Annotated in this window: 2 tRNA genes; both read right to left on the reverse strand. The window is 42.4% G+C overall.

Features of this window, described 5'->3' with window-relative positions:
* Nucleotides 1-59, reverse strand: a tRNA-Ala gene (locus tag U0R10_RS11355).
* Between the two features lie 144 nt (nucleotides 60-203).
* Nucleotides 204-277, reverse strand: a tRNA-Ile gene (locus U0R10_RS11360).
* Between the last annotated feature and the right edge of the window lie 216 nt (nucleotides 278-493).

A 493-nucleotide genomic window follows, 5' to 3' on the forward strand; every position in this document is an offset into this window, starting at 1 on the left:
TAACGGATTCGAACCGTTGACCCCCTGCGTGCAAGGCAGGTGCTCTAGCCAGCTGAGCTAATCCCCCAGGTTAATGGGTTCTCTTTGTTAATCTCTTGTTGTTAAACTCGTTTGCCTAACGCTTACTTTTTTACTCTTACTTCTTAACTCTTACTTCTTACTTCTTAACTTTTACTTCTCATCCCACATGCCTTCATTTCTTGTGGGCCTGCGTGGACTCGAACCACGGACCTCTACATTATCAGTGTAGCGCTCTAACCACCTGAGCTACAAGCCCGCTTTTAGTCCGGGGTAAACAGTTTTGGCTCCTGGTAACTTCTTACCTCTCACTTTCTCCTCTTACCTCTTACTTCTAACCTCTAATCTTTTTAAAAGGATCTGCTCTCATTCAAGCAACCTTTCCTTTAAGCGTGTGATAGAAATAAAAACGATTGACATATGCTTTAAACATATATCAAAAATAAATAGCGTCTCCAGAAAGGAGGTGTTCCAG

This window comes from Aquirufa avitistagni (assembly GCF_042715545.1).
GTDB classification, from domain to species: Bacteria; Bacteroidota; Bacteroidia; order Cytophagales; family Spirosomataceae; genus Aquirufa; species Aquirufa avitistagni.